Genomic DNA, 21455 nt, shown 5'->3' on the forward strand with positions numbered 1-21455 from the left:
CAGAGGATCGATATCGAGAGCCGGAACTTCCGCATGCCTGGCCAAACAGGCGGCAACAACGATCCGTCACGCTGATGCGACGTCGCATGAACGCGGTTCAGCAGTCGGCGACCAAAGGCGTCGCCGACGCTTCCGTTCAATTGCCGATGACCTTCTCGATATCGAGGCCGGTCGTTCGTCTGTACGCGAGGCGGCAGGCGACGATTTCCGTCCAGAATCGCTGGGACCAGGGGCCCGGAAGGCTGGCGGCTGCCTTGCCGCTGTTTTCAAAGTTGAGCTTCGCCGCGCGCCTGAGCTCCCTCGTCGGAAGTCCTTGCGATTTGAGCCACGTAGGTCGACGTCATCATGTCGCCCGCCCGCCGCTCATTCGGACGGCGTTCTGAAGCCGCCTCCACCGCCGGCAGCCTGTTGCGCGCCCGGTGCGGACCGGCGCGACAGAGGGGCTTTTCTCTTCGTCTGAGGCAGCAGGCCTTCTCGTTGCGCGCGCTTTCTGGCCAGCTTGTGCGCTCTTCTCACGGCTTCCGCTCGTTGCCTGGTCTTCCTCTCGGACGGCTTCTCATAGGCCCTGCGGGCCTTCATCTCGCGGAAGACGCCTTCCCGCTGCATCTTCTTCTTCAGAACCCGGAGGGCCTGTTCGATATTGTTGTCGCGCACGAGTACCTGCACCGAGTCTCCCTGCTGGCCCATGCTGTGCACGGGCGTTGCGGCCGGCCGAAGCGGCGAACCGTGAGCAGGCACCATAGTCCTTCTCACGGGAAAGGCGACAAGGGATTGCAGGATCTGCGAAAGCCCGTCCGTTTCCTTGGTCCAGCTGCGTTGCCAATTGCGACCTATCCGTCGCTGGCGCATTATGAACGGACGAAAACATGGCACTGGAGGTTGCCTTGCCCCGCAACTGGTGTGGAGCGTCTCCGCCACGTCCTCATTGGAAGCCCGGATTTGAAAAGCGACTATCAGGCGGATATCGATGCCATCGGGAAGATCGACTCCGTGCCCACCATTCTCGACGTGGTGTGCCGCACGACGGGGATGGGATTCGCCGCTGTCGCGCGCGTCACCGACAGCCGATGGATCGCCTGCAGCGTCCTCGACCACATCGCGTTCGGGCTCCAGCCCGGCGGCGAGCTTCAGGTCGAAACCACCATCTGCCATGAGATCCGGCAAAGCGGGGAGCCGGTCATCATCAACAAGGTTGCCGATGACCCGGTATTCTGCGGCCACCCGACGCCGGCGATGTACGGCTTTCAGAGCTACATCTCCATGCCGATCGTACGCAAGGACGGGTCGTTCTTCGGGACGCTGTGCGCCATCGATCCCAAGCCGGCCCGGCTGAAGGACCCGGAGATCGTCGGCATGTTCAGGCTCTTCGCCGAGCTGATCGCCGCTCACTTGGACTCCATCGATCAGATCGCCATCAGCGAGCAGCTGCTCGCCAAGGAGCGCGCGTTCGGCGCGATGCGTGAAAAGTTCATCGCCGTGCTCGGACACGATCTGCGCAATCCGCTCGCGTCCCTCGTCTCCGGCACCAAGATGCTGATGCGCAAGCACGAGGCGGAACCCGACAGCAGACGCATCCTGCTGCTGATGCAGGGAAGCCTGCTGCGCATGCGCGGCTTGGTCGACAACATCGCGGACTTTCGCGATCGCGATTGGGAGGCGGGCTGACGCTCGACCTGGAGGCGGATGTCCATCTTCTCGAGCGGACGCTCGATCAGGTTGTCGACGAACTGCGGGCCGCGCATCCGGACCGGTCGATCGTTGCCGAGTTCTCGCTCGATGAAGCCGTGCCGGTGGACCACGGACGCGTCGCCCAGCTTCTGTCCAATCTGATCGGCAACGCCCTGAGCTATGGCGATACCGACAAGCCGGTCCGAGTGTCTGCGAAAGCGAACAAGGCCGGCTTCGATCTCGCCGTCGAGAACGGCGGCGCACCAGTCCCGACGGAAACCCTGGCAACGCTCTTCGAGCCGTTCGCGAGAGGCGAAGGTGACCGCAACGGCGAGGGGCTGGGCCTGGGGCTGTTCATTGCCTCGGAGATCGCCAGGGCCCATGGCGGAACGTTGACCGCGACGTCCGGCGCAGGCGTGACGCGGTTTGTATTCGACATGCCCGCGCCATAGCGGGGTCAAAAGTCGACGTACATAGGGAACAAAAGGGACAGAAGCGCGGTTTCCCTTGCTTGCAGCGAGCTGCCATTCCCCGATGCACGGGGGCTTGGATGCATTTCTGCATCCATGGAGCCCCTCAGTGACCTCCCACCCCGCAGCCAAGATACTGATCGTCGAGGACGAGCCCCTTATCCGCATGGATCTGGCGGATATGCTTGAGGAGCTTGGCTATTCCGTTCTTGAAGCGGCAAATGCCGACGAGGCGATTGCGATCCTGGAGTCCGAACCCGCCGTCACGACAGTGGTGACGGATGTGGACATGCCGGGAACCATGGACGGCCTCGCTTTGACCTTTGTGGTTCGAAACCGCTGGCCACCATGCCAATTGATCGTCGTGTCCGGCCACAGGCGTCCAAGCACGGGGGACATGCCGGCGGGCAGCCGGTTCATCAGGAAGCCGCTCGGAACCAGCGACCTGCAAAGAACGCTGGCTGAATTGGGTGTCGCGGCCTGACCGGCTCCGCGCCAGGCTTTGCTTCCGGTCGCCGCGGACGATGCCCTTCTTCGGTTTTCCTTACAATTCTCGTTTCATCAAATCGCCGGAACAGGCGCCGCCCGGAATGCGAGCCTGTCCGGTCCTTGCCGCTCCGCGGAGCTAGCCTGCATTTTGACTGCCGCGGGAGGTCAGCCAGACCAACGCGAGAAAGCCCATTGCGGCTGAGACGACGGAGGCCGCAAGGATGCCGAGCTTTGCGGAATTCAGCAGGCCCGGATCGAAAGCGAGTTCAGCGATGAACAGCGCCATGGTGAAGCCGATGCCGGTCAAAAGGCTGCCGGCCGCCAGGAGGCTCCATGGCAAATCACTCGGCCGGATGCCCAAACGCATCCTGGCAGCTATGAAGCTGAAGAGAACGATCCCGATCGGCTTTCCGATCACGAAGGCCACGAAAATGGACGTTGCGAGCGCGGGGACGAACCCTGTTGCGCCGATCGGAACGCCGGCGTTGGCCAGGGCGAACAGCGGCATGATCGTGAACGCCACCCAGGGATGAAGCGATACCTCCAGTCGCTCTATGGGAGACAGGGCTTCGCGGGCTGCAATGCCGGCGCGGCGGAGATCCTGGCGGGCGGACGTGTTTCCGCCCCATCGGGCGCCGGGAGGATACGCGACGACGCGGTCGAAGATCGCGTGCAGGCGGCTGTCGCTTACCCAGCTCCGGGCCGGCGTCATCAATCCGAGGATCACCCCCGAGAGCGTGGCATGAACGCCCGATGCGTCGAGCGCGAGCCATATCAGCCCGCCCATCGCGAAGTAGACGGGAATGCTGCGGAAGCCGAGACGCGCCATCCCGGCCACGATGGCGAGCCCCAGCGCCACCAGCGCGAGCGCGATCCAGTTCAAGGTCCCGCCGTAAGCGATCGCCACCACCAGGATCGCACCGACGTCGTCGAAGATGGCGAGGGACAGGAGGAACAGGCGCAAGCTGTGCGGAAGGCGGGCGCCCAGAATCGCCAGGCAGCCGATGACAAATGCCGTGTCCGTCGACATGACGGTGCCCCAGCCGCTCGCGCCCGGCTCGTCGCCCACCAGCAGCAGAAACAGGCCGGCCGGCACCACCATCCCGCCGAGAGCGGCCGCGAGGGGAAAGGCGGCCCGTCGCGGGTCTCGCAGTTCGCCAAGCACGAGCTCGCGCTTCAGCTCGAGGGCGACGACGAAGAAGAACAGCGTCATCAGGCCGTCGTTGATCCAGTGCTTCAGCGAGCGGACGAATTCCATCCCGCCTACGCTAAACCCCGCTTTGGTTTCCCAGAAGCCGAGAAACTGCGTCGACCAGGCCGTGTTGGAGAGAACCAGTGCGACGATCGTGCACACAAGCAGGATAGCGCCTGCCATAGCCTCGATGCGCAGGAACCGCGTTAACGGCCTCGTGAACAGGTCCGCCGGTTCCTTCGGGAGCTGCGCAAGATTGCTGTTCATTCGCCTCGACTTTTCATGATTGTTCCCGGCTTGATGCCAGCAGCGGATGTTCGATCCGCCAAACAGGATTTCCTGACGGAACGGGTTTGAGGGACGATCCGCGTTATGCCTATCGGCGAGCAGAGACCGGCTAGCCTTTAAAGCCAGCCACCTCTCGCTCCAGGCTATATGCGCGACCACGTTGGCTGTTTGACAGCGATCGGTATGTGACCCTCGGCGCAACATAAAGGACATCGCCGAGGATGGAGGGGAGCAGAAGCATCCGGGTCACGCGGCCGCATCCGCTTACAACCATCGCGATGTTTCCTAGACCAAGGCTCCGGATCGTGGAATGGCACGTGGAGCCGCCGCCGCCATGTTTGTTGGTTCGGTGTGCCTGCAATAGGTCGACTTATATATGCCCATGGCAAACCGCTGCCGCCCGCGAGCACGTCATCACGCCGGCCGGTACCAGTACGGCATTCCGCCTCGGTCAAATCCCCAGACGAATACTCATCGCAAACGCGACCAATGGAAGCCGGTCATAGGCTCCCGAACAGCACGGAATAAAGAATGAAAGCGATTGCAGCCGTGACCGAAACCCTGACGAAGAGGCTTCTGAAGTCATACAGGTAGATTTGAGGCAGGATCGGATTTTTCATGACAGCTTCCTTGCTTTGTTGGATCGCGAACGTCCAGTCGTGACACCGACGGCCCGAGTGCTCAGATCAGGCGATTGTCCTCCGCCGTCTGTCGCGCGCGGCGGCGCGTGCCATCGGTATCCGCCTTCCTGTGCCTTTCAGCCGCGGCCCTGCGAATGCGTTCGAAGCGGTTGTCCTCGGTTTCTTCGAACTCTTTTGAGGACGGTGCCGGGTCGGTCTTCTTGTCGTGGGGGCTCATTGTCGGACTCCTTGGTTGTGGTCGGCCCGCCGAGTGGCCAGGAAAGAAGTCCCGACGACCGGCGACATCTCGTCGCCTGTTACGCGGCAAGGGAGGTGGCGCAACCCTGGACTGCGAGCCTGTCCGAGGTCGTTTGCCCAGGCATCGTCGTCCAGCCGCCGGCTTCGACGAACTGCCGCTTTTTGTAGCTGTCAGTCAGGGCCTTGAACTCCGAGAGCTTTGCCGCCGCGTCCGGCGCTGCGTTGAACCTTTCGACGCATATGGCCGCCGCCAGCTCTCCACGCGCGATGCCGCCCGCAGTGGCCGCCGTTGCGCGTGATGTGCCGCCGGTCACCCAGCCACCCAAGTGAAGCCGACGACCATAGTGGCGACGATCGCGCCGGCACAGGACAAGAACAGCACGGATTCGACGGCTGGTAGCTTCCCAACGCTGAGTGAAGGATCGTTTCGTCACGCTCTGCACGGCCATGGTATCAACCCTTTCTGATCGATGTTCCGATTGCTCCCGCGTCGACGGATGTCGAGACACGGAAATCGGCATGTACGAGACGGCCCGTTGGGCCGGGAATTCGTCGAGCTGGGTTCCAGAACGCCTGCCGCATGCCGAATGACCATGCGGCTGCGGAGCAGGCGAAATCTCATGCGATGCTTTGAGGGTCTTTCCGCGGTCGATGTGAGGATCGCCACCCAACCCATATAGCGCCTGCGGCACGCGAATGATAGGAGCGCTGGATTTTATTTCCTGAAATCTCCAAAATATCGATAACTAAATCTGGCCGTCTGTCCTGCACTCGGGAATAAGAAGAAATAAATCGTGCCACGTGCCTCGTTCAAAACTTAATCAACATCCATTTGTACAACTCGTTGATTTGGCCGTTTTGGCTTCGCGGTGTCAGCGCCCCGCCATTCATCACCGAATTGTCGATAGCGAACGCCTTGTGCCAATGCGGTGCGGCGTGTCGCTTCATTCGAGCTGGAATGAGCGCCGCGCTGGCCACGGACGTACTGGCAGCATCAGGCATCGTTCCGGTTCGGATGGGGACCGATATGGAGACGCATGGGCGCGCTCCCGCGGAGACCGCCGCCATGACCAGTCGCATTACACAGACCGTCGTGCACTTCTCCTCCGCCTTCCTGCTCCCAGGTTCGATGCGCCGCATGCACCCCGGCACCGCTTGCCGGCTAGGGGGTAGGTCCATGGTATCGTGAGGAAGTGGTGCCAAAAACCATCTACCGTCATTTTTCTTCGGTTGGAGAGGTTAGCAAAGAAGAGAAATTCTTCTTTTATATCATATAGTTACGGATCGACTACTTGGCTTGATAAGCCTGTTGATGATGTAGCGAAATCGGGCACCCCATATGAGCGAATTTGGCAAAGATAGAGAAATCAGTTACTTATCAACATGTTGCCGCTACCGATAGATGATGCAAGACGCGACATGCATGCCGAGCTTGGCGGCCCAAAATTCCTCAATGATAGACGATAGTTAGATTTGACGGTAAAAACGACGGTGTTTTTGATTCTGCTTGTGAAAAAGAATATTGAATATCAATCGCTAATCCATCTCGTTGATGATGGAGTGGGAGTAGGGGAAACGGCGGCAATAGCGGAGTTTCGACGGGAGTTTTCGCCGTCGAATGAATTGCTTTCGTGTCCGTTTCTCACTCGCTTAGGTGCCGATCAGGCAAGTTCGATCTGTCCCGATATCCCTGATCAAGTAAAGGCACCCCAGTAGGGAAGAGGGCTATGGCGTAGAACGACGTGCGTGTCCACTTCGCATGCAGAGTGACGATGTAAACCGGCATCGGACGCGAAATGGAGCGCTGGCCTCAACACTGCCGACGTGGACGGTCAGCCGAACCGCTCGACCTCTGCCCCGAATCTGCGGCATTCACCATCTCTGGTCTCTGTCTCCTATTCGGACCAGCCTTTGAACTGGTCCGCGTTGGCGCGTGTCACAGTGTGGACGGGGATCACGACCGGTTGCGCGGGAGCTTTACCACCCTGGAACATATCATACCCGACATCGACAGCTTTTTTCGCCATTGCAAATGGGTCTTGTGCGACTGTCGCGACAAGCTTGGAATTGGGCGACTTCATCAGCTTGAGTCCTTCCGGCCTGAATCGGGCTGCCGCCGCGCCCACGCGACGGCAACCCGACGCCAGGTCGGGCACTATCGCGGGTTGGATTTCAGGAAGTCGATCAACACGTCGATCTTCTTGTCGTCCATCCCGCCGAATGCCATCCGCGTCCTAGGCACGATGCTTTGCGGGGCCTTGAGAAAGGCGCGCAACGTCGGCTCGTCTCAAGTGATCTCACTCCGCATCGCCTTGGAATAGGGATAGTCGGTGGTGGCCGTCTTGCGTCCCAGCAGGTCGTTGAGCACCGGGCCCGAGGAATTGCGGGCGACCGGCCCCACCTGATGGCAATGGACGCAACTCTGAAACCGCGGGTCGAACGTCGGCGCCGGAGGTTGCGCTGGCGTCTGGACGGCTACGGAGCGGCTGTCCTGGCGCGCGCGCTCACCCATCCAGCGAGCGGCGGATCAAAGTCCTGGGTCAAGACGGCCGTCCCCAGCCCCACTATTACGCCGAACCCCGCCGTGGCGATGAGGATGATCAATCGTGACGTCATCGACGGAACTTCAAAGAACCGGGGGAACTAGACTAGCTCGCTGCAAGGTTTCGTAGGGCCTGCATGCGCTGTTCTCGCGGCTCATCCATGCGCATCAGACCTGCATACTCGCCGTTCTCGTCCATGAGATAGACGCCCGCGGTATGCTCCATGGTGTAGTTGCCACCGTCCGTGGGCACCTTGATCGCCGCAGCTGCAAAGGATTTGACGACGGCGTCGGTCTCCTCGCGCGTCCCTCTGAGTGCTATTATCCGGGGATCGAACGCGGTCATATACGTCGCGAGCAAGTCCTGAGAATCCCGCTCGGGATCGACGGTGATGAGCAGAACGTTGAACTTGTCCGCATCCGCTCCGAGTTCCGCCATCATCTCCGACAGCTCGAAAAGCGTCGTGGGGCAGATATCCGGGCAATTGGTAAAGCCGAAGAAGGCCAGATAGGGCTTGCCGCGCAGCGTCTCGTCGGAAACACGTTCGCCCTTGTGAGATACCAGCGAGAAAGGCCCGCCAATGGCAGCCTTGCCGGACGATATCGTCGTTGCGATGCCGCCGTTTCCTTGCCCCAGGACATAGATGGCCGCAGTCCCCGCAGCGATCGTTGCAATTGCCGCCCAGGTTGCAACTCTGACTATCCGTAATACGCTCATTGTCCTGCGCCGTGACCCGTACCGTGCTCCGAGGCTTCCTCAGGTGCGCGGCTGCCCATCCCCTGGACGACAAACACCACCTCGATCGGCCCGGCCTTCTCAAAGACAAGCGTTGCCTTGAATTCGTCGCCCTTCTTCAGCGTTCTCGCCGGTTTCACGAACATGATGTGATTGCCAGCGCCGACTTCCACAGTCTGCCCCGCCGGCACCTCCAGCGGACCGCCCAGCGGGCGCATGCTTGCTACGCCATCCTTCACCACCGATTCATGCAGCTCTGTGCTCGCGGCAATTTCGGACGCCACCGAAACAAGCCGATCGGGCTCGGTTCCGGCATTTTCAATCTTCAGATATCCGCCGGCGACCGGAGCGCCTGGCGGCGTTGCTCGCGACCAGGGGTGATCGACCCGGATCGTCCCACTCTGGAAATCATGGGACAGGGCCGCGGTGGCAACGAGAGATGCGGCGATGGATAGAATTGCGAATGCCCGGGTCTTCATGAACGAAACTCGTCTCTGGATCTTCGTTTCCCGATAGACCCTGTAGCGACTTCAGGGTCAATTGCTGGCACTGGACAAAAGGTCGCGCGACGTGCTCGTGGGGTGAGGCCGAGAGAACTCGTGTGCCACGGAGGGCATCAGAACAGGAGTCGCACTGCTCGCCGGCCTTGTTGACCCTCTAGCTACTCCGGGGTCTAGAAGCCGGAGTCTGCACCTAATTCACGCTTTAGAACGTGTCGCAATGAACGAGAAATGACGACAAGGCATACCTCAATATTGCTCGCCCTTTTGATCGCACCGGCTGCGTTCGCTGGATTTGCATACATCGCGGGCCTGCCGCCGCTGGCTGAGGAGTCTTTGCAGGCCGGCAGCACTTCATCCAGGACAAGCCGAGCCTTCCAGCTGATTTCGCACCAGGGTCAGACCGTTTCGAACGAGACGCTCACCGGAAAGCCTTACCTAGCGTTTTTCGGCTTCACCAATTGTCCCGACATCTGTCCGACCACGCTCTTTGAACTCACCGAATTGATGGCGGAGCTTGGACCGGAGGCAGACAAGTTCAACGTGCTGCTCATCAGCGTCGATCCGAAGCGGGACACGCAAGAAATGCTCGCTACGTACATGAGCGCCTTTGACAGTCGAATCCTTGCGCTGAGGGGCACGCCAGAGCAAACCGAAGCCGTTCTACGAGCCTTTGGCGCGAGGGCTCAAAAGGTGCCAACAGGGGGCGGCAACTACACGATGGAGCACACGGCCGGCGTATTTCTCGTGGACGCCAGGGGCGGACGCGCGGGAGTGCTCGATATGCACGAGCCGCGCGACATCCGCCTGGAGAAGATCAGGAACCTCGTCTTGAAGTTCGGCAAATGACACATCGTTGACGTTTGCGAATGAAGGCTAACGTGTCTGTCCTAGGTCGTGGTGTCGTCTCACAACGAAGGCACATTCGATCCGGACCAGCCTCTTGGCCACATCGGGTTGGGCTGCCTCTCGGCGCTGCCTATGCCCATCCTGGTGGCCCAGCCCGGCCATTGCTGCGTTAAGCTTGCCTGCTTCAGGCCGGCCGGTGGTCGTCGCACCGGCAGAGATGATGATCGGCGAGCGCCCGGATTACCGAGCAGTCTACGACCCGGTTACCGTCGTGGGTGGTTGCCGCGATCCGTTGCAGTTCCTGCTCGAGCACTCCCAGCTTTCCGATTTTATCGCGCACGATCCCTAATTGTTGGGTCGCGATGGCGTGTGCGTCGGCACAAAGCCTGTCAGGCTCTTCGTTGAGGTTGATCAGGTCGCGTATCGCCTCGACCGCAAAGCCCAGTTCGCGAGCATGCTTGACGAAGGACAGTCGCTCCAGATCCCGCACCGAATATCGCCGCTGGTTGCCCCCGGAGCGTTCGGCGATCGGCAAGAGCCCCGTCTGCTCGTAATAGCGGATCGTCGGAATCTTGACTCCGGTGCGACGTGACAGGTCTCCGATGGTCCACATACCTCTATCTCTCATTTGAGCGGAGCGGCTTGGGCGAGGGCGACCGGCATCCGCATCTTTGTCCCGATCCTTGTCAAAAAGGGGACGGGGAATCTATCTCTTGGCGTCCCGCTCAGAGCGCAGACGCAATTCCGGCGCATCCTGTGAGGATGCGCCGGAATTGTTCGCGGGTCACCGTTGGCGGATCAGGCGGGAGGAATTCGCCAGGATTCCGATGTCGGGAACCGCTTGCAGGGATGCCGCGATGATCGGGGGAATGATCCCGAACGCCGCCAGCGAAAGTCCGGCGAAGTTGTAGAGCGCGGTGAAGGCGATGTTCATCTTCACCACCGCCATGGTCCTGTGCGCGATTCGGAAACAATCCGCGACAAGCTGCCAGTCCTCGCGCATCAGCACGATATGGGCCGCCTCCATTGCAACGTCCGTGCCGCCACCCATGGCGATGCCGACTTCGGCCTGCGCGAGCGCAGGGGCGTCGTTGACGCCGTCGCCGACCATGACGACGCGATGACCCTTTGCCTGCATCTCCCGCACGACCCGGATCTTGTCCTCGGGCAGGAGATTGGCCTGGAATCCAATCCCGAGGGGACCGGCGATCGCGGCAGCGGTGCGCTCGTTGTCGCCGGTGAGCAGCTCGATCTTCTGGATGCCCAGCTTGCGGATTTCGTCGAGCGCAGTCGAGACCTCCGGCCGCAGCGTGTCCATGGCGCCGAGAATGCCGCTCGGACGACCGTCTATGGCCAGGATCAGCAGCGTCTTGCCTTCGGATTCGAGGCGGGCGACGTCCGGGTAGGCGTCATCCACCTGGATGAGGCGGCGGTTGCCTATCTCGATCGTGCGGCCGCCGATGACGGCGCGGATGCCTTTGCCCGGGATGGCCTCGAACCGGTCAGGCTCGGCCATTCTGGCGCCGCGCTCGCGGGCCTCGACGCGTACCGCCTCCGCCAACGGATGTTCGGAGTGACGCTCGGCCGTGGCCGCAAGAGCGACAATCTCGGTCACGTCGGTGCCGTCCAGGGACACGACATCGGTGATGCGTGGCTTTCCGCTGGTCAGCGTCCCGGTCTTGTCGACCAGCACGACGTCGGCTGCCTTGATCGCCTCGATATACTTGCCGCCCTTGATGAGCAGGCCGCGCTTGGCAGCGGCTCCGATCGACGCCATCATCGCGATAGGCGTGGCCAGGGCGAACGAACACGAGCAGGCGACCACGAGAACCGCGACCACGGCCAGTATGTTGCCGCTGAGCACATAGGTCAGCACCGCGATGCCCGCCACGAAAGGCAGGTACCAGCCGCTGAACTTGTCGGCGATGCGCTGCACCTCGCCGCGGTTGGCCTCCGCTTCCTCGACCATCTTGACGGCCCGGCCGAAGGCAGTGTCTCGGCCTACGCCCTCTGCCTGCAGCTTGAGGTACCCCAGCTTGGCTATGGTGGCCGCGAAGACCTTGTCGCCGCTCTCCGCCTCAACCGGCATGCTCTCGCCGGTGATCGCGGCTTGGTCGAGCGTCGCCTGGCCCTCGATGACGACGCCATCGACCGGAACGCGCTCGCCGGGACGAACGACGATGATGTCGCCGACCACGACCTGCTCGATGCCGATCTCGACTTCCTCGCCATCGCGCAACACGCGCGCCTTGGTTGGCGCCATCGCCTGCAACTCGCGCAGCAGGCCGCGGGCCTTCTCGCTGGTGAAGCGTTCGATATAGACGCCGACGCGCATGAGGAACACAACGACCGCCGCCGTGTCCCACTGGCCCGTGAAAAGCGCGGCAAAGGCGCCGACAGACATCAGCGTATGCGCCGTGACCTCTAACCTCAGGGCCGACTTGATCACGTCGATGAAGATGGTGGCGCCGAACACGGCGACGATGAGCGTGCCGACCCACAGCGGGACCATCTCGGTCACGGCTTCGAACAGTCCGAGCGCCTCGCCGCCGACGACCAGCAGGAGGATGACGCCAAACAGGATGCCCAGCGCCATGAACAGCTGTCGCTGCAGGTCGTTGCCTTCCTTGACATAGTACGGCGTGTCCGTCTTGGGCGCCGGTACCGTGAAGCCGACCTTGTGCACGGTCGCGGTCAAGATGTCGCGTGTCACGACCTTGGGGTCGAGGTTGATGATCGCCTTCTCGGCACTGAGAAGCACCTCGACATTCTCGACACCGGGAAGCTTCTTCAGTGCCCGCTGGACCTTCTTTGCGCAGGCGGCGCAGTCCATGCCGCCAATCGGAAGCTCGAGCGTGTTCATCGCGGCACGTCGAATCCAGCGTCCTCGACCGCCTCGAAGACGGCCGCCTGCGACGTCTTGGCAGTGTCGAGCCTGACGATGGCGCTGTTGTCGGCGAGCGAAACCTTGACGGCCTCAACCCCCGGCAGCGCGCCTACTGCGTTCTCGATGGTTTGGACGCAATGCCCGCAGTCCATTCCCTCGATCTTGAACTCGATGGTTTCCGGTGCAGATGTCGACATCTTGATCTCCTGTAACAAACGATGATGTGCAATGTGGGGTCTGTAGTCGCTACAGGGTCAACAGGGATTTTGCGATGCGGCGAACTTCTGTTCGCCACTGGCAAGACAGTGTGGCTGCGCCTATCTAGCCCGTAGTGACTACAGGGACTTCCCGTGATGAACAAACACCTGACCATCGGCACGTTGTCGAGATTGACCAACACCAAGGTCGAGACCATCCGCTTCTACGAGAAGAGCGGCTTGCTTCGGGAACCCGCGCGCACCGAGGGCAACTATCGCTCCTACGCGCCGTCGGATCTGAACCGGCTGAGTTTCATCCGTCGTGCCCGCGACCTTGGATTCTCGCTGGATCAGATACGCGTGCTTCTCGACCTCGCCGACGACCGGTCGAGATCCTGCGAAGCCGTCGATGAGATCGCCAAGGAGCACTTGGCGGAGGTCGAACGAAAGATCGCAGACCTCAAGGCGTTGCAGGGAGAGCTCGGTCGGGTGATCTCTCAGTGTCGATGCGGAACGGTTGCAGAATGCCGGATCATCGAAACCCTGTCGCCCAACTTTGCCGGGGCACCAGGGTAGCCGCGCCACATCATTCGCCCGCCTCCATCAGTCGCTGCTGATCAATTTTGTCGCACCCTCTTGACCCTCTAGCCGCTTAAGAACCCATCTTGGCGTCGATGGCGCATCAGGGCGCCTCGAGTGGAAAGGTTCAGCGACATGGTCGAAAACAGAGCGTCTTCGGGCAGCGGTATTTTGGGAATGCAGTGCCCGGTCTGCCGGGTCAACCTTGTGATGAGCGATCGCCAGGGCATCGAGATCGACTACTGCCCCCAATGTCGCGGCGTTTGGCTCGACCGGGGCGAACTCGACAAGATCATCGAGGCGAGTGTGAGGTCCAATTCCGGATATGCGGACGATGGCCGTTCACGTCATTCCCGGGAAGCCGAACATCGCCGGGATTCGGACCATGGCCACAGGGACGATCGCGGCCGCGGCCATGGCGATGGGCACCGCTACGACGATGACCGGGGTCACGGCCGAAATAGTTCGCACGGATCCTTCCTGCGCCGTCTTTTCGACTGACACGCCGGCATCGGACCAACAAGAACCGCGCGAGACCACTCCAGTGCCAATCAGGAGTTCGCCATGAACTGCAACCAGCGCCCGCATTTTTTGCCCCCGGCATTGGGCAAAGGCCGCTTCTCTGGCTCCTGATCGCGGTGCTGATGGCAGGCTGGTCTGCTGTCGCCTGGGCTGGCCATGCAATGTCGGACTCGATCCTGGCCTGGGCCGCCGCCGGCGTGCTGACGACGGTCGTCGGTGAAAGCGCACGAGATAGATGCGGCCGTCAAGCCGGCCAGCCACCGATGATGACGCAGTCTAGCAAACCATCGAAAGATGACCCGGCATCGATCTTGGTCTTGGCTATGGCCTTCATGCGGTCTTGGTGCCCCGCTTCGGGGTCGGGTCGCGATAGGCTAGGAGCCGCAACGCGTTGAAGACGACGAGAAGCGTCGAGCCTTCGTGCATGGCCACGGCCGGACCAATGCCCAGTCCAAGAATCGTCGACGGGATCAGTATTGCGACGACCCCCAGACTGACGAATACGTTCTGGCGGATGATCGACCGTGTCTGGCGGCTCAATCCGACCGCGAACGGCAGGTGGGCGAGATCGTCGGCCATCAGGGCTACGTCCGCGGTTTCCAGCGCAACGTCGGAACCGGCCGCGCCCATCGCGATGCCGACAGTGGCGTTTGCCATGGCTGGGGCATCGTTGACGCCGTCGCCGACCATCGCCACCTTGCCTTCCGACCGCAGCTTCTTGACGGACTCCACCTTGTCCTCGGGCATCAGGTCACCCCAGGCCTCGTCCAGTCCGACATCCTTCGCGATCGCGTCGGCAACCTTCTGGTTGTCGCCGGACAGCATGATCATGCGCGTGATACCGATCTCGTGAAGCGCCTTCAAAGCGCCGCGCGCTGCGACGCGCGGCGTGTCCATCAGGCCGATCACGCCGAGATCGCGGTCGCCGTGTCTGACCACCATGGTCGTCCGGCCGCCGTCCCGAAGCTGCGCCACGGCCTCGGTCATCTCATTGCCGAGAGACGGGATGCCATCCGCTCCGAACATCTCGACTTTGCCGATCCACACCGTCTTGCCGTCAAGCGTTGCGGTGACACCTTTGCCGGTCAAGCTCTTGAGATCGGACGCCGCGGCGACGGCATTGCCGTTGAGCTTGTCCTTGCCGTCGCGCACAATCGCTTCCGCGAGCGGATGATCGCTCAGGCTCTCCACGGCGATCGTCACCGTCAGCAGATCCTGTTCGGCAACGCCTTTAGCTGTGACCAGGTCGGTGATGCGCGGCCTGCCTTCAGTCAGCGTCCCGGTCTTGTCGAAGGCGATAGCCGTCAGCGAACCGAGGTTCTCGAGCGGGCCGCCGCCCTTGACCAGCACGCCGCCACGCGCGGCGCGGGCGACGCCCGACAGCACGGCGCTCGGCGTCGCGATCGCCAGCGCACAGGGGCTCGCAGCGACCAGAACCGCCATGGCCCGGTAGAAGCTGTCGCGGAACGGCTCGTCGATTACCACCCAGGCGAACAGCAGGATGACGGCAAGCGCCAGCACCGCAGGCACGAAAATCTTCTCGAAACGCTCGGTGAAGCGTTGCGTCGGCGACTTCTGCGCCTCCGCCTCGCTGACCATCTTGACCACCTTGGCGAGCGTGGTTTCGGTCGAGCGGCGCGTCACCTCGATCTCGATCGCGCCGGAGCCGTTTATCGTTCCCGCGAACGCACGCGACGCGCCGTCCACGGAATCCGGCCGTGCCCTCGCGGCCGCCGCATCTGCGACAGGGCGCTTGTCGACGGGAATGCTCTCTCCCGTGACGGGAGCCTGGTTTATGCTGGAATTTCCTTTGATCAGGAACCCGTCGGCCGGCAGCCGTTCGTTCGGACGCACAATGACGATGTCGCCGACGGTGAGCTCCTCGACCGGGATTTCCTTTGTTTCGCCGTCCCGCCTGACGGTCGCGATCGATGGCGCAAGCTCCGCCAGGGCCTCGATCGCACGTTTGGCGCGACCCATGGCGTAATGTTCGAGCGCGTGGCCGAGGCTGAACAGGAATAGCAGCAGCGCGCCTTCCGCGAAGGCGCCAAGGGCCGCCGCGCCGGCCGCCGCGACCAGCATCAGCGTATCGATCTCGAACCGCTTGAGGCGCAGATTGTCGATCGCCTCGCGCAAGGTGAAGAAGCCGCCGAAGAAGTAGGCCGCGATGAAGCAGGCAGTAGGCAGCCATTCCGGCGCGCCTGTCACCAGTTTCTCGATGGCATAGCCGATCCCGAGCAATGCACCGCTCGAGAGCGCGAATATCAGCTCAGTGTTCGGACCAAGGAACTCGCCATGCGCGTGGTCGTGGCCGTCACCTTCCGCATGCTCTTCGCCAGCGGCATGATCGTGTCCGGGTGACGCGCCCGTCTTCCGCGTGACGCCGAGTTCGCGCAGCGAGGCGGCGATCGTTTCTTCCGACAGGGCCTGGCGATCGAACTCGATATGAACGACCCCGGCGGCATTCGCCTCAGCTTCTATGATCCCGCTCAATGTTCGCAGCTTTTCTGCAACCGTGCGGGCCCGGCGTTCGTGGCCTATGCCGGAGACGTTCCACGTCAGGTGCCCGAAGCGAGCGGTGATCTGCGCGCCGGCCGACTGCGCGATCTCGCGAATCCTGGTTAGCGGCAGGACTTCAGGGTCGAAATGGAGGCACAGCTTGGCCGGTTCTTCACCTTCCGCCGCCAAGACATGAACCTTCTCGACGCCTTGTCGCGCCTGAAGGTCAGACGTCAACCGCGCGACGCAAGCATCGGCGGTGTCATCGACCTCAGGCAACAGGACCGGAATGTCCAGGCGTAGCTTGCTTGTCATCTCGAAATGCTCCCGCGTGCTTCAGGCCCTATCCTGCAGCTTCCACTTCACTCTTGACCAGATCTTCGAGCTGTTGGCGTCCGAACGACGGCAGCGGTTTTCCATTGACGAAGAAGGTCGGCGTTCCCTTGATGCCGACGGCTTTCACGTCTGCGAGGTCCTGAGCGATTGCCGCGTCGACCTCGGCAGTCACCGCGTCCTGCCTGGCTTTGGTGACATCGAGGCCCACTTGCGCGGCGAGTTCCCATGCGCGGGCCGCCTGCGGATTTCCGTCCGCCCCCCACTGTTCCTGGTTCTGCAGCAGCCATTCCATGACCCGCTGGAACTTGTCCTGCCTGCGCGCGGCCTCCAGGATCCTGACCGCTTCCTCGGAGGCAGGATGGAACGGCGTGTAGCGAATGACGACACGCACGTCCTCCGGGTAGGTGGCCATGATCTGTTTCACCGTCGGGTAGAAGGCGCGGCACGCCTCGCAGGACGGGTCGAAGAATTCCACGATCGTCACGCGGGCACTCTCGGGCCCGAGGATTGGCGAATGCGGGCGAATGAATTGGCTGCTTTCGGCCGTTACTGGCGCAGGGGCGGTTTCAATCGATGATTCCGAGTAAAAATATGCCCCGCCCGCGAAGACGGCGGCGGCCGCTACTCCAGTGGCGATGATGACGGCTCGTCTGTTCATGAGTTCTTGACCCGTGTTGTTAGAAACAGAAGGAGGGCGATGGCTGCAAAGGCTATGAAGGAAAGAAAGGGTAGGGGAATGCTGCCGAAGATGGTCATCGCTGCATCGGTGCACGACGGTCCCTGCCCGCAGGGCTCCAGCGCTTCCGCCAGCACGCCGGCGTAGAGAAGCGAATGATAGAAGGCGATGCCACTGCCGACGACGGCGAGCGGTAGCCCAAAGCGCCATGTCCCGCTATCCGAACGGAGGGCGCCGACGGCGAGTACAATCGCGAGAGGAAACATGAAGGCGCGCTGATACCAGCATAGCACGCAGGGCGTTTGCCCCATTACCTCTCCGATGAAAAGGGCGCCGAGCGAGGCGACGAGCGCCACGAGCCAAGCCAGGAACAGCATTGACCACATCGAATTTGCGTCGCTCGAAGGTCTGGTACTGCCGGACACCTTCTCCGCGCGGGCACGGTCTGTCGCGTTCATCCAATTCTCCCAAACACAGGAAATTTCTCGAGAAGCCAGAATGCGAAAGCCGACATCTGGCCCGTGATCATTGCGATCCCCATCAAGATCATGATGACGCCGGCTCCGATGTGCAGCAATTTGCCCAGTCTGCGAACGTTTCTGAGTCTTGAGGTCAGCGCATCGGCAAACAGGGCGGTCAGCAGAAAGGGTACTCCGAGCCCCAGCGAATAGATGGAAAGCAGCGCCACGCCGCTTAGCGCACCGTCCACGGTCGCGCTGACCGTCAGGATGGCGCCCAGAATGGGTCCGATGCACGGCGTCCAGCCGAAGCCGAACGCGAGACCAAGGAGGTAGGCGCCGAGCGGCTGTCCGCCTTCGATGGCGCCGTGATAGCGCAGGTCACGATCAAGCCACGGCACCTTGACGATGCCGGTCGTGAAGATGCCGAAAACGATTATGATCAACCCGCCAACGATGCTGGCTTCATAGCGATAAGACAGAAGCAGGCCGCTGATCGCCGTCGCGCTCGCGCCAAGCAGGATGAAGACCGTCGAGAAGCCGAGAACGAAACATCCGCTCAGGAATACCGTGTCGACCCTCCTGCGGCCGACCGCCTGATCGGCGCTTCCCGCAATATACGACACATAGCCGGGGACGAGCGGTAACACACAAGGCGACAGGAACGAGATCATCCCCGCCAGCAGCGCAGCCACTATTCCAATATGGGCAATTTCGAATGCCATGTCGTTACTTCAATCCCCCTCGGAGCGGGCAAGCAGCGCTTCGATCTCCTTGATCGTTTCAGGCTCATCCCACTCCTTGGGACCCACCCAGCGCGCGAGTTCACGTCCGTCTTTGCCAATCAGGAGCGTCGTCGGCAGCCCGACAATCTTCAGGGCCTGCATGGAGACGCCCGGGGGGTCCAGGTACATTTGCAGCCGCATGATTCCGATCTCGTCGAAAAACGGCTTGACCTGCCCCGAACCACCCTTGTCTATCGACAGTGCAACGACCTCGAAATCAGGCCCACCCTTGAGGGATTGCAGCCGATCAAGAGAAGGCATTTCCTTGCGACATGGGGGGCACCAGGTTGCCCATACGTTCAGCAAGACAGCCCTGCCGGCAAAGGCTTCCAGAGTGAGATTCCGCCCGTCAGCAGTCTCGAAAGGAAAGGTGGCCAGTTCGGCGGGCGCCTGCGCCGGTTCAGTCGAGGCTCCTTGCCACTGTGCGAGTGGTCTCGCCAGGAGTAGCCCGCCGACGACAGCACCGGCTATCGCGGCCAATGCGACGGCGACAGATGTTCGGTGGACGAAGGCGAAACGCATCCCGGCTCCTCATGAGGACGGGCCGACAAGATCAGGGAGTGTAGATATTCTCGGCCGCGCTCTCCCCCTAAAGGCTGGAGTGGCTATAGGGTCAAGCGCCAATGCGCTATTGTTGGCTTGAAGGAGCGATTGACGCGGACAGACGTGGCTGGCGGGGGTGGAGAGCGCTTACTTGGTAGACTGGCGATGATGTCGATCTGTCGGGGCTTCGCCTTACGTAGCTCACGCGGGCGCACATAGATTTCAAGCTTATGGCTGACAATATGCGACGCAGGTAAGCGGCCCGCCTAACAACGATGTCTTAGACACCAACTGCCCGGCTCCGTGTCTGTGCGGGCGGACATCTGCCATAGCGTGGCAGAAGTGGGGTGTTCCCGCCTGATGACTGTTGCTTCCTCACGGGTAGTTTGCCCATTCGAGTGGGGCAAAGAGGTCATCGCCATGCCGACCGTGTCCCGCAGAGTTGCTGCTCGGCCAGTTCCTTGCAAGCGTCCAGAATGATTGCGCCCGATCGAAATGCGTGATGACGTAGGCGGTAACCAATAACGTCCGCATTCCAAGCGTGAGTTGGATAGTGACGGTACTTTTCTTTGTACGCCGTATTGGCAAGCAGCCCGAGCCGATCGAAATTGCCGATTGATATCGGTAGACGCCGAACATCAGAAAGCGGCGGCAATAGCGCAGTTTCGGCGGTGATTTTCGCTGACGTATAGGCTTCACTTCCGCTGAACTGGCATTCTCTTTCTCCGATCTCGCAAGGCTGATCTGCGCCCATATTCCAGATCAAATAAAGTACTTTCGAAGGAGGAGAGGGCTCTAGCGTAGAATGGCGTGCACAATGGCGAGGCCTGCACTGCGCCCTCACATCAGGCATAGAGGCGACTTTGGTTCCGCTTGGAACCAGCCATTTCGGCTAGCGTCTTCTTCGGAAAGCAGGCCGACGGATTTCGGCTCCGAAACAGACTCCAGATTTGGCACGGATGCTTCCCTCCTGTGTGGCAAGGCACTCCCTTTGCCTTGCGCACACTCGCCCAAGGTCTCGTAGCCTCGAAGGAGGCGAGAGCGGGCCTCGGCCATGGTAAGGTCGGAGATGGTCACGTCATTCATGTTTGTTTCTCGGCCTTCTTATTCCGCCACCGGGGCGGAATTGAGCGGCTTGCGCTGTTTCCAGCCAAGCCAGAAGAGCGCGAGGGCGGCGGCGGCGATCCAGGGAAGAAGGATGAGGTTGAGCGTCTGCCAGCCAAGGACCTGCAGAAGCGCTCCGGCGCTGAACGAGCATGAGAGGCCGACTGCGAAGATGGTCATGTCGTTGGTGGCCTGAGCCTTGCCCTTTTCGGCCGGGGTGTAGGTACTCGTCAGCAGCGTCGTGCCGCCGATGTAAAGGAAGTTCCAGCCAATGCCGAGCAGGACGAGAGCGCTTGCAAAGGAGCCAAATCCGGTTCCGGTCAGCGACATGGTCACGTGCCCGGCGAAAAGCACGATGCCGGTCAGCATGATCCTGAGCACGCCAAAGCGCGCGATCAGCGATCCTGTGACGAAGGAGGGCAGGAACATGCCGAGCACATGGAACTGGATGACGGTCGCTGTCGCTGGCAGATCGTGTTGGTAGTGCGCCATGGCAAGCGGCGTTGCAGTCATGGCGAGGATCATGATGCCATAGCCGGTGACTGCTCCGAACAGCGCCACGAGATAGGTCGGCTGCGTCACGATATCCCTCCAGGAACGACCATTGCCCGCATCGGCATGAGCGGCTTGCGTGTTGGGAATGTGCAGTCCAAGCAAGACCCCGGTGGCTATCAGCGAGACCAGTGCCAGCAGCAGGAATGAGCCGAGATATTCTGGAGCCAGCAAAGGTCCGCCAAGGCGGCCGAGCATAGGACCGGCCAGCGCGGCAACGACGCCGCCGCCGAGCACCAGCGAAATCGCGCGCGGGCGGAAAGCTCCGTCTGCCACCTCGCTTGCTGCGAAACGATAAAACTGCGCGAACGCCTGATAGGCTCCGACGCCGAATGTGCCGAGAGACAGCAGAAGCAACGAGCCGAACCAGATGCCGAGCGCTGCGACGAGGCCTCCCGCGATCCCCATCAAAGCGCCTGCAACGAATCCGGCGCGACGGCCAACACGCGCCATCCACATCGAGGCAGGGGAGGTCATTGCCGCCGTTCCGAGGAACATGGCAGCGATCGGCATCGTGGCGAGCTCCGGTCGCGGTGCGATCTGGCCACCGGCGAGGCCGCCGACTGTCATGACGAGGACGGATACGGTCTGGAACAGCGCCTGAGCTGATGCGAGCAGGACAACCTGCCTGTGCATGGGATTGCCGATCATTTTGAATGCCTTCGAGAAGGTGAGATTGGCAACGGTCTAGCGACATCCTATCAT

23 protein-coding genes and 1 pseudogene are annotated in these 21455 nt (G+C 61.6%); 6 read left to right on the top strand and 18 right to left on the bottom strand.

Translation table 11 applies throughout. The features are described from left to right. Positions 1-363 precede the first annotated feature (363 nt). Positions 364-666, bottom strand: coding sequence for a 30S ribosomal protein S21 (gene rpsU, locus AmiPiv_RS00390; RefSeq protein WP_340035262.1), 303 nt, complete (start codon positions 664-666; stop codon positions 364-366). A gap of 273 nt (positions 667-939) precedes the next feature. Between rpsU and AmiPiv_RS00395 the strand changes: the two genes are divergently transcribed. From AmiPiv_RS00395 to AmiPiv_RS00405, 3 genes are all read left to right on the top strand, one after another. Further along, on the top strand, positions 940-1665 hold the full coding sequence (locus AmiPiv_RS00395) for a GAF domain-containing protein (RefSeq protein WP_340035263.1): 726 nt from the start codon (positions 940-942) through the stop codon (positions 1663-1665). After that, complete coding sequence (locus AmiPiv_RS00400; RefSeq protein WP_340035264.1) at positions 1650-2120, top strand: sensor histidine kinase; 471 nt, start codon at positions 1650-1652, stop codon at positions 2118-2120. The genes AmiPiv_RS00395 and AmiPiv_RS00400 overlap by 16 nt, the downstream gene beginning before the upstream one ends. Before the next feature lie 127 nt (positions 2121-2247). After that, positions 2248-2622, top strand: a complete 375-nt coding sequence (locus tag AmiPiv_RS00405; protein ID WP_340035265.1) for a response regulator — start codon at positions 2248-2250, stop codon at positions 2620-2622. 141 nt (positions 2623-2763) lie between these two features. Here the strand turns inward: AmiPiv_RS00405 and nhaA are convergent, their stop codons facing one another. The 7 genes and pseudogenes from nhaA to AmiPiv_RS00440 all read right to left on the bottom strand — a co-directional run bounded on the left by nhaA (position 2764) and on the right by AmiPiv_RS00440 (position 8742). After that, positions 2764-4086, bottom strand: coding sequence for a Na+/H+ antiporter NhaA (gene nhaA / locus AmiPiv_RS00410; protein ID WP_340035266.1), 1323 nt, complete (start codon positions 4084-4086; stop codon positions 2764-2766). A 702-nt stretch (positions 4087-4788) separates the two neighbouring features. Next, positions 4789-4965, bottom strand: coding sequence for a hypothetical protein (locus tag AmiPiv_RS00415; protein ID WP_340035267.1), 177 nt, complete (start codon positions 4963-4965; stop codon positions 4789-4791). 79 nt (positions 4966-5044) lie between these two features. Further along, a pseudogene (locus AmiPiv_RS00420) lies at positions 5045-5434 on the bottom strand (hypothetical protein). A gap of 361 nt (positions 5435-5795) precedes the next feature. Beyond that, entirely contained in the window at positions 5796-5987 is a 192-nt protein-coding gene (locus tag AmiPiv_RS00425) for a hypothetical protein (protein WP_340035268.1), read from the bottom strand. Positions 5988-6880: 893 nt separating this feature from the next. Continuing rightward, positions 6881-7066 carry a hypothetical protein gene (locus AmiPiv_RS00430; protein WP_340035269.1) on the bottom strand — a complete coding sequence of 62 codons (186 nt, stop codon included), beginning with the start codon at positions 7064-7066 and terminating at the stop codon, positions 6881-6883. A 567-nt stretch (positions 7067-7633) separates the two neighbouring features. Continuing rightward, positions 7634-8245 (bottom strand): SCO family protein, encoded by a 612-nt coding sequence (locus AmiPiv_RS00435; protein ID WP_340035270.1) that lies wholly within the window; start codon positions 8243-8245, stop codon positions 7634-7636. Next, the gene (locus AmiPiv_RS00440) at positions 8242-8742 is read right to left on the bottom strand and encodes a copper chaperone PCu(A)C (RefSeq protein WP_340035271.1); all 501 of its coding nucleotides are present in this window, start codon (positions 8740-8742) and stop codon (positions 8242-8244) included. Before AmiPiv_RS00440 ends, AmiPiv_RS00435 begins: the two co-directional genes overlap by 4 nt. Positions 8743-8994: 252 nt before the next feature. Between AmiPiv_RS00440 and AmiPiv_RS00445 the strand changes: the two genes are divergently transcribed. Further along, positions 8995-9612: an SCO family protein gene (locus AmiPiv_RS00445; protein ID WP_340035272.1), complete on the top strand. Its 618-nt coding sequence runs from the start codon at positions 8995-8997 to the stop codon at positions 9610-9612. Between the two features lie 184 nt (positions 9613-9796). Here the strand turns inward: AmiPiv_RS00445 and AmiPiv_RS00450 are convergent, their stop codons facing one another. From AmiPiv_RS00450 to AmiPiv_RS00460, 3 genes are all read right to left on the bottom strand, one after another. Continuing rightward, on the bottom strand, positions 9797-10225 hold the full coding sequence (locus AmiPiv_RS00450) for a MerR family transcriptional regulator (protein WP_340035273.1): 429 nt from the start codon (positions 10223-10225) through the stop codon (positions 9797-9799). 171 nt (positions 10226-10396) lie between these two features. Then, positions 10397-12475: a heavy metal translocating P-type ATPase gene (locus AmiPiv_RS00455; RefSeq protein WP_340035274.1), complete on the bottom strand. Its 2079-nt coding sequence runs from the start codon at positions 12473-12475 to the stop codon at positions 10397-10399. Further along, a complete protein-coding gene (locus tag AmiPiv_RS00460) occupies positions 12472-12696 on the bottom strand; it encodes a heavy-metal-associated domain-containing protein (protein WP_340035275.1) in 225 nt (74 codons plus the stop codon). Before AmiPiv_RS00460 ends, AmiPiv_RS00455 begins: the two co-directional genes overlap by 4 nt. Positions 12697-12852: 156 nt before the next feature. Between AmiPiv_RS00460 and AmiPiv_RS00465 the strand changes: the two genes are divergently transcribed. Together AmiPiv_RS00465 and AmiPiv_RS00470 are read left to right on the top strand one after the other, a co-directional pair. Continuing rightward, positions 12853-13272: a MerR family transcriptional regulator gene (locus AmiPiv_RS00465; RefSeq protein ID WP_340035276.1), complete on the top strand. Its 420-nt coding sequence runs from the start codon at positions 12853-12855 to the stop codon at positions 13270-13272. A gap of 138 nt (positions 13273-13410) precedes the next feature. Then, positions 13411-13776, top strand: coding sequence for a TFIIB-type zinc ribbon-containing protein (locus AmiPiv_RS00470; RefSeq protein ID WP_340035277.1), 366 nt, complete (start codon positions 13411-13413; stop codon positions 13774-13776). 351 nt (positions 13777-14127) lie between these two features. On the opposite strand, the gene AmiPiv_RS00475 is transcribed toward AmiPiv_RS00470, so the two are convergent. The 7 genes from AmiPiv_RS00475 to AmiPiv_RS00505 form a co-directional block, all read right to left on the bottom strand. Beyond that, positions 14128-16611: a heavy metal translocating P-type ATPase gene (locus AmiPiv_RS00475; RefSeq protein WP_340035278.1), complete on the bottom strand. Its 2484-nt coding sequence runs from the start codon at positions 16609-16611 to the stop codon at positions 14128-14130. 28 nt (positions 16612-16639) lie between these two features. Further along, the gene (locus AmiPiv_RS00480; RefSeq protein ID WP_340035279.1) at positions 16640-17290 is read right to left on the bottom strand and encodes a DsbA family protein; all 651 of its coding nucleotides are present in this window, start codon (positions 17288-17290) and stop codon (positions 16640-16642) included. Beyond that, positions 17287-17766: a disulfide bond formation protein B gene (locus AmiPiv_RS00485; RefSeq protein ID WP_340035280.1), complete on the bottom strand. Its 480-nt coding sequence runs from the start codon at positions 17764-17766 to the stop codon at positions 17287-17289. Before AmiPiv_RS00485 ends, AmiPiv_RS00480 begins: the two co-directional genes overlap by 4 nt. Then, positions 17763-18491, bottom strand: a complete 729-nt coding sequence (locus AmiPiv_RS00490; protein ID WP_340035281.1) for a cytochrome c biogenesis CcdA family protein — start codon at positions 18489-18491, stop codon at positions 17763-17765. The genes AmiPiv_RS00485 and AmiPiv_RS00490 overlap by 4 nt, the downstream gene beginning before the upstream one ends. A 9-nt stretch (positions 18492-18500) precedes the next feature. Further along, positions 18501-19073 (bottom strand): TlpA family protein disulfide reductase, encoded by a 573-nt coding sequence (locus AmiPiv_RS00495; protein WP_340035282.1) that lies wholly within the window; start codon positions 19071-19073, stop codon positions 18501-18503. Positions 19074-19506: 433 nt separating this feature from the next. Further along, positions 19507-19848, bottom strand: coding sequence for a hypothetical protein (locus tag AmiPiv_RS00500; RefSeq protein ID WP_340035283.1), 342 nt, complete (start codon positions 19846-19848; stop codon positions 19507-19509). 350 nt (positions 19849-20198) lie between these two features. Continuing rightward, positions 20199-21401: an MFS transporter gene (locus AmiPiv_RS00505; protein ID WP_340035284.1), complete on the bottom strand. Its 1203-nt coding sequence runs from the start codon at positions 21399-21401 to the stop codon at positions 20199-20201. Between the last annotated feature and the right edge of the window lie 54 nt (positions 21402-21455).

The sequence above is a fragment of the Aminobacter sp. Piv2-1 genome, assembly GCF_037625995.1.
GTDB lineage: Bacteria > Pseudomonadota > Alphaproteobacteria > Rhizobiales > Rhizobiaceae > Aminobacter.

Excerpts from the sequence above, each read along its gene's own strand:
- AmiPiv_RS00480 (WP_340035279.1), bottom strand. The coding sequence starts at position 17,290 with ATGAACAGACGAGCCGTCATCATCGCCACTGGAGTAGCGGCCGCCGCC.
- AmiPiv_RS00430 (WP_340035269.1), bottom strand. The coding sequence starts at position 7,066 with ATGAAGTCGCCCAATTCCAAGCTTGTCGCGACAGTCGCACAAGACCCA.
- AmiPiv_RS00500 (WP_340035283.1), bottom strand. The coding sequence starts at position 19,848 with ATGGGCGCAGATCAGCCTTGCGAGATCGGAGAAAGAGAATGCCAGTTC.
- AmiPiv_RS00435 (WP_340035270.1), bottom strand. The coding sequence starts at position 8,245 with ATGAGCGTATTACGGATAGTCAGAGTTGCAACCTGGGCGGCAATTGCA.
- AmiPiv_RS00445 (WP_340035272.1), top strand. The coding sequence starts at position 8,995 with ATGACGACAAGGCATACCTCAATATTGCTCGCCCTTTTGATCGCACCG.
- AmiPiv_RS00460 (WP_340035275.1), bottom strand. The coding sequence starts at position 12,696 with ATGTCGACATCTGCACCGGAAACCATCGAGTTCAAGATCGAGGGAATG.
- AmiPiv_RS00465 (WP_340035276.1), top strand. The coding sequence starts at position 12,853 with ATGAACAAACACCTGACCATCGGCACGTTGTCGAGATTGACCAACACC.
- AmiPiv_RS00415 (WP_340035267.1), bottom strand. The coding sequence starts at position 4,965 with ATGAGCCCCCACGACAAGAAGACCGACCCGGCACCGTCCTCAAAAGAG.
- AmiPiv_RS00485 (WP_340035280.1), bottom strand. The coding sequence starts at position 17,766 with ATGAACGCGACAGACCGTGCCCGCGCGGAGAAGGTGTCCGGCAGTACC.
- nhaA (WP_340035266.1), bottom strand. The coding sequence starts at position 4,086 with ATGAACAGCAATCTTGCGCAGCTCCCGAAGGAACCGGCGGACCTGTTC.
- AmiPiv_RS00475 (WP_340035278.1), bottom strand. The coding sequence starts at position 16,611 with ATGACAAGCAAGCTACGCCTGGACATTCCGGTCCTGTTGCCTGAGGTC.
- AmiPiv_RS00495 (WP_340035282.1), bottom strand. The coding sequence starts at position 19,073 with ATGCGTTTCGCCTTCGTCCACCGAACATCTGTCGCCGTCGCATTGGCC.
- AmiPiv_RS00440 (WP_340035271.1), bottom strand. The coding sequence starts at position 8,742 with ATGAAGACCCGGGCATTCGCAATTCTATCCATCGCCGCATCTCTCGTT.
- AmiPiv_RS00455 (WP_340035274.1), bottom strand. The coding sequence starts at position 12,475 with ATGAACACGCTCGAGCTTCCGATTGGCGGCATGGACTGCGCCGCCTGC.
- AmiPiv_RS00450 (WP_340035273.1), bottom strand. The coding sequence starts at position 10,225 with ATGTGGACCATCGGAGACCTGTCACGTCGCACCGGAGTCAAGATTCCG.
- AmiPiv_RS00425 (WP_340035268.1), bottom strand. The coding sequence starts at position 5,987 with ATGCCTGATGCTGCCAGTACGTCCGTGGCCAGCGCGGCGCTCATTCCA.
- AmiPiv_RS00505 (WP_340035284.1), bottom strand. The coding sequence starts at position 21,401 with ATGATCGGCAATCCCATGCACAGGCAGGTTGTCCTGCTCGCATCAGCT.
- AmiPiv_RS00470 (WP_340035277.1), top strand. The coding sequence starts at position 13,411 with ATGGTCGAAAACAGAGCGTCTTCGGGCAGCGGTATTTTGGGAATGCAG.
- AmiPiv_RS00490 (WP_340035281.1), bottom strand. The coding sequence starts at position 18,491 with ATGGCATTCGAAATTGCCCATATTGGAATAGTGGCTGCGCTGCTGGCG.